Annotated in this window: 6 protein-coding genes; 5 read left to right on the top strand and 1 reads right to left on the bottom strand. The window is 72.8% G+C overall.

Annotated elements, in window-relative coordinates:
• Positions 1-47: 47 nt before the first annotated feature.
• On the bottom strand, positions 48-803 hold the full coding sequence (locus tag K6I33_RS31570; protein WP_229357974.1) for a SigE family RNA polymerase sigma factor: 756 nt from the start codon (positions 801-803) through the stop codon (positions 48-50).
• Positions 804-1,021: 218 nt separating this feature from the next.
• Here K6I33_RS31570 and afsQ1 point away from each other — a divergent pair, with 218 nt between their 5' ends.
• The 5 genes from afsQ1 (at position 1,022) to K6I33_RS31545 (ending at position 4,956) form a co-directional block, all read left to right on the top strand.
• Positions 1,022-1,699, top strand: coding sequence for a two-component system response regulator AfsQ1 (gene afsQ1, locus K6I33_RS31565; RefSeq protein WP_229357975.1), 678 nt, complete (start codon positions 1,022-1,024; stop codon positions 1,697-1,699).
• Between the two features lie 149 nt (positions 1,700-1,848).
• Positions 1,849-3,348 (top strand): HAMP domain-containing sensor histidine kinase, encoded by a 1,500-nt coding sequence (locus K6I33_RS31560; protein ID WP_275126823.1) that lies wholly within the window; start codon positions 1,849-1,851, stop codon positions 3,346-3,348.
• Positions 3,345-4,034, top strand: coding sequence for a hypothetical protein (locus K6I33_RS31555; RefSeq protein WP_229357972.1), 690 nt, complete (start codon positions 3,345-3,347; stop codon positions 4,032-4,034). The genes K6I33_RS31560 and K6I33_RS31555 overlap by 4 nt, the downstream gene beginning before the upstream one ends.
• Before the next feature lie 54 nt (positions 4,035-4,088).
• Positions 4,089-4,643, top strand: a complete 555-nt coding sequence (locus K6I33_RS31550) for a VanZ family protein (RefSeq protein WP_229357971.1) — start codon at positions 4,089-4,091, stop codon at positions 4,641-4,643.
• A gap of 100 nt (positions 4,644-4,743) precedes the next feature.
• Entirely contained in the window at positions 4,744-4,956 is a 213-nt protein-coding gene (locus tag K6I33_RS31545; protein ID WP_229357970.1) for a PspC domain-containing protein, read from the top strand.
• The last annotated feature ends 219 nt before the right edge of the window (positions 4,957-5,175 follow it).

The raw sequence follows: 5,175 nt of genomic DNA, 5'->3' as shown, positions 1-5,175 counted from the left end.
CGTTGGCCCTGCTGTTCCCCCGTGCTCCCCCGTGTGACCCGGGTCCGTTACGCCACGAGCTCCCCGAAGGACTCGCGGACGCCCCGGCCGGAGCCGATCGTCTCGTCCTCGCGCAGCCGCCGCAGCGACCGCCAGATGCTGCTCTTGACCGTGCCGACGCTGATGTCCAGGATCTCCGCGATCTCCGGGTCCGTCCGGCCCTCGTAGTAGCGCAGGACCAGCATCGTCCGCTGGAGCTCGGGCAGCCGGGAGAGCGCCTGCCAGAGCACGGCGCGCAGTTCGGTGCCGCGCATCGCGTCGGTCTCGGCGACCGTCTCCGGCAGCTCCTCCGTCGGGTACTCGTTGAGCTTCCGGCGGCGCCAGGCGCTGATGTGGAGATTGGTCATGGTGCGGCGCAGATAGCCGCCGACCGCCGCCTTGTCGGAGATCCGGTCCCAGGCGCGGTAGGTGGAGAACAGCGCGCTCTGGAGCAGGTCCTCCGCCTCGTGGCGGTCACCGGTCAGGTGGTACGCGGTCGCGTACAGGGAGGCCCGGCGCTCCTGGACGTAGGCGGTGAACTCCGCCTCCGTCCGCGACACACCGGTGTCGCTCCCCCCGTCGGCCGTGGCGGCGCCCCCCGCGCCCACCGTGGCCTCCCCGTACGCGATCGCGTCGATGGCCACCATGTACGGCGGCCTTGCGTTACGTCCGGTGCCGCGAGCGCACCCCCGCCCGCCCACGGCACCGGACTTCTCGGTGCCCCGCCCGGCGTCGTGCAGGCGCGTACGAACTGCGCTAATCGCAGTGGCGTGCAGTGCGTTCATCTCGCGCCCCCCGTCGGTGGAGCCAGTTCGGTCCGGCTGGTTCCCGGACCTCTGTCCTGCCCGGTGCATCAAAGCCTGCCGGGCCAGTTTCATGGCGTTGTCCGCCGACTGTCACAGCACTGCAACAGGCCTCGCCGCGCCCGTTGCGGTCCCGGCCCGGGGTCGCTGCGGCGTCCTTCTGTCGAACTACCGGCCACTCTTAGGCCAGAATGACCACTGTGCCTTTCCTGTTGCTGATCGAGGACGACGACGCCATCCGCACGGCTCTGGAGTTCTCCTTGTCCCGCCAGGGTCACCGTGTGGTGACCGCCGCGTCGGGCGAGGAGGGCCTCAAGATGCTGCGAGAGCAGCGGCCGGACCTGATCGTGCTGGACGTGATGCTGCCCGGCATCGACGGCTTCGAGGTGTGCCGGCGGATCCGGCGGACGGACCAGCTGCCGATCATCCTGCTCACGGCGCGCAACGACGACATCGACGTGGTGGTCGGCCTGGAGTCCGGCGCCGACGACTATGTGGTCAAGCCGGTGCAGGGCCGGGTGCTGGACGCCCGGATCCGGGCGGTGCTGCGCCGGGGCGAGCGGGAGTCCAGCGACTCGGCGTCGTTCGGCTCGCTGGTCATCGACCGGTCGGCCATGACGGTCACCAAGAACGGCCAGGACCTCCAGCTCACCCCGACCGAGCTGCGGCTGCTGCTGGAGCTCAGCCGCCGGCCCGGCCAGGCGCTCTCCCGGCAGCAGTTGCTGCGGCTGGTGTGGGAGCACGACTACCTGGGCGACTCCCGGCTGGTGGACGCCTGTGTCCAGCGGCTGCGCGCCAAGGTCGAGGACGTGCCGTCCTCCCCGACGCTGATCCGTACGGTCCGCGGGGTGGGGTACCGGCTGGACGTCCCGCAGTGATCCCCTCCGGGGGCGGTGACCCCCTCCCGGGGGCGGTGATCCCCTCCGGGGGCGGCAGTGACGATCACGAGGACTGAGAGCGGACAGTGACAGAAGAGCCCGGTCGGGTGCGGGGCTGGGCGGCGGCCAGGAACATGTTGAAACCGAGCATGCGGTGGATCAGCCTGCGGCTGCGCCTGATGCTGGTCTTCGCGCTGGTTGCCCTCGCCGCCGCCGTGTCGGCGTCGGCCATCGCGTACTGGCTGAACCGTGACGCGGTCCTCACCCGGACGCAGAACGCCGCCCTGGACGACTTCCGCAAGTCGTTGCAGGACAACACCGGTTCGCTGCCGCTGCTGCCCACGTGCGCGGATCTCCAGGAGGCGGCCGACCGGATGGCGGCCACCTCGCAGAAGTACGAGGTGCTGCTGATCGGCGGCGTCAAGGGCGGCGCCACCTGCGCCGCGCCCTCCGACCGCGATCTGTTCACCCCGTCCGTCGTGCCGAAGACGCTGATCACCGCCGTCAACCGGGAGCGGAAGGTCGACGAGTCCAACCCCTACCCGTACCACCTGTACTGGCAGCGGATCACCCTCGGCGGCAAGCCGTACCTGGTCGGCGGCGCGAAGGTGATCGGCGGCGGGCCGACGGGCTATCTGCTGAAGTCCCTGGACAACGAGCGGGCCGACCTGAACTCCCTGGCCTGGTCGCTGGGGATCGCCACCGGCCTGGCGCTGATCGGCTCGGCGCTGCTGGCGCAGGCCGCGGCCTCCACCGTGCTGCGGCCCGTGCAGCGGCTCGGCGACGCGGCGCGCAGACTGGGCGAGGGGAAGCTGGACACCCGGCTGCGGGTCTCGGGCACGGACGAGCTGGCGGACCTGTCGCGGACGTTCAACAAGACGGCCGAGGCGCTGCAGAAGCGGGTGGAGGACCTCAGCTCCCGGGAGGCGGCGAGCCGCCGGTTCGTCGCCGACATGTCGCACGAGCTCCGCACCCCGCTGACGGCGATCACCGCGGTGACGGAGGTGCTGGAGGACGAGGCGGACTCCCTCGACCCGATGATCGCGCCGGCGGTGCAGCTCGTGGTGAGCGAGACCCGCAGGCTGAACGACCTGGTGGAGAACCTGATGGAGGTCACCCGCTTCGACGCGGGCACGGCCCGGCTGGTCCTGGACGACGTGGACATCGCCGACCAGATCACCGCGTGCATCGACACGCGGGCCTGGCTGGACGCCGTCGAGCTGGACGCCGAGCGCGGCATCATGTGCCGGCTCGACCCGCGCCGGCTCGATGTGATCCTGGCCAACCTCATCGGCAACGCCCTCAAGCACGGCGGTTCGCCGGTGCGGGTCTCGGTGCGGCGGACGGAGGAGGCGCTGGTGATCGCGGTGCGCGACCACGGGCCGGGCATCCCCGAGGACGTCCTCCCGCACGTCTTCGACCGCTTCTACAAGGCGAGCGCGTCGCGGCCGCGTTCGGAGGGCAGCGGTCTGGGCCTGTCCATCGCGCTGGAGAACGCCCATATCCACGGTGGTGAGATCACCGCCGAGAACTCCCCCGAGGGCGGTGCCGTCTTCACCCTGACGCTGCCGCGCGAGTCGGCCCCGGACGCCACCGGTGACGCGGCGCCCGCGCAGGGCCCGGCCGAAGCCGAAGGGGAGAGCCGATGAGCCGGTCCGGTCCGTCCCGTCGTTCCATCCGTCGCGCCCGTTCCATCCGCTCCGCCTGGTCCGCCCGGTCCGCCCGGTCCGCCGTCGTGCGTACGGCCGTCCTGGCGGGCGGGGTGTTCGCGCTCGCCGCCGGGCTCTCCGGCTGTGGCATCCGGGGCACGGCCGTGCCCGTGGACGCCGGGAGCGCGCCCTCGCGGGCCACGTGCGTGGTGCACGGCCCGCAGGCCTCGCCGACCCCGGGCAGCGCCACCACGTCCGTTCAGCTGCTGTGCACCTCGCTGCTACTCCCCGTGACACGACTGGTGTCCGTGCCGGAGGGCGGGGACCCGGCGGCGCTCGCCCGGGCGCTGCTGGACGAGCTCAAGCGGCCGCCCTCGCCCGCCGAGGACGAGGCCGGTTTCTCCACCGCCGTCCCCCAGCAGCTGACCGTCAGCGGCCCGGCGAAGGGCGATCCGGCGGGAGCGCTCCGGCTGAACATGCCCCCCGACGACCTGGCCCCGCTCGCGCTCGCGCAGGTCGTGTGCACGTTCGCGGGGACGCCGGCGGCCGACGCGCGGCCCACGGTGATCCTGGGCGGGCCGTCGGGCGACCGGCCCAAGAGTTACGCCTGCACCGACGAGACCCGTACGCATCCGGAGACGGTGCAGAGCAACGGCAGCCCTCTGCCCTCGGCCGACGGGCGCTGACTCTCCGTACCCGGACGCGGAACCGCGCGCCCCGCGTGCGGCGTCATGGGGGGCGTGCAGCGTCATGGCTACGGCGGTACGCCCGCCCTCCGACACCGCTACCGCGTGGCGGGCTGTTTCCTCCTGGCCGTCCATCTCCTCGTGGTCGGCTGGCTCGCCCTGCGGCCGTTGACCGCGCCCTGGGTGAGCGCCGCGCATATGGAGCCGCTGGCCACGATCCGTGCCGACCTGGCGCTGAGCCCCTGGGCGGCCGCGCGCTCGATAGGGGCCGGGGTGCTGCCGTTCGCGCCGCTGGGGGTGCTGCTGCCCTGGGCGGGGGGCCGGATCGCGGCGTCGACGCTGGGCTCGCTGGCCCGGACGGTCTTCACCAGCGCGATGCTCTCGCTGGCCCTCCAGGTGGTGGGCAGCGGGGTGGCGGGCCAGGTGCTGGACGTGGACGCGCTGCTGCTCAACATCACCGGGGTGACGGCCGCGCACCTCGCGGTCGTCCCGGCGGTACGGGCCCGGCTACGCCGCAGGGCCGAGGCGGGACCTACCCGGACCCCCCGCCGGGAGGAGGCGGAGCACGCCCTGACCCCGACGATCCCCAGGGTCGGGATCGCCCCGTAGAGTGACGCTTTGCCCGGTACGGCGGCCGTAGCGTGGAGTCATCGTCAGGCGAGGGAACGCCCCCTCCCCCACGACACCTCGATACGAAGGAGTCCCCGCCATGTCCGCTCCGCTGGTCCGCCCCCGTAACCACAGGATGATCGCCGGAGTCTGCGCGGGTCTGGCCGAGCGCTTCGGGACGTCCCGCACGACGATGCGGGTGCTGTTCCTGCTGTCGTGCCTGCTGCCCGGCCCGCAGTTCGTCCTCTACCTCGCGCTGTGGATCCTGATGCCCGCCGAGGGCAGCCCCCGGGCGGCCGCCAAGGCCTGGTGACCCGCCGGGACGTCCGTTGCGCAACGCGCGGGCCGCGCACCCCTGTTGGGGTGCGCGGCCCGTTCGCCTCGTCCGACTCCGCGCGTGTCACTTGATGTTGGGGGTGCCCAGGCCCGGCAGAGAGAGGCCGTTGGGGGCGATGGCCTTGGTGGGCAGGCCGCCGAGGAGACCGGCGTTGCCCTTGTTGTCCCCGGGGGCGGCGGCGGGCTTGCCGGCCGC

This window comes from Streptomyces sp. UNOB3_S3 (assembly GCF_020740895.1).
Taxonomy (GTDB): Bacteria; Actinomycetota; Actinomycetes; order Streptomycetales; family Streptomycetaceae; genus Streptomyces.
The sequence above is the reverse complement of the archived record's forward strand: the minus strand, read 5'-3'. Positions and strand labels throughout refer to the sequence as shown.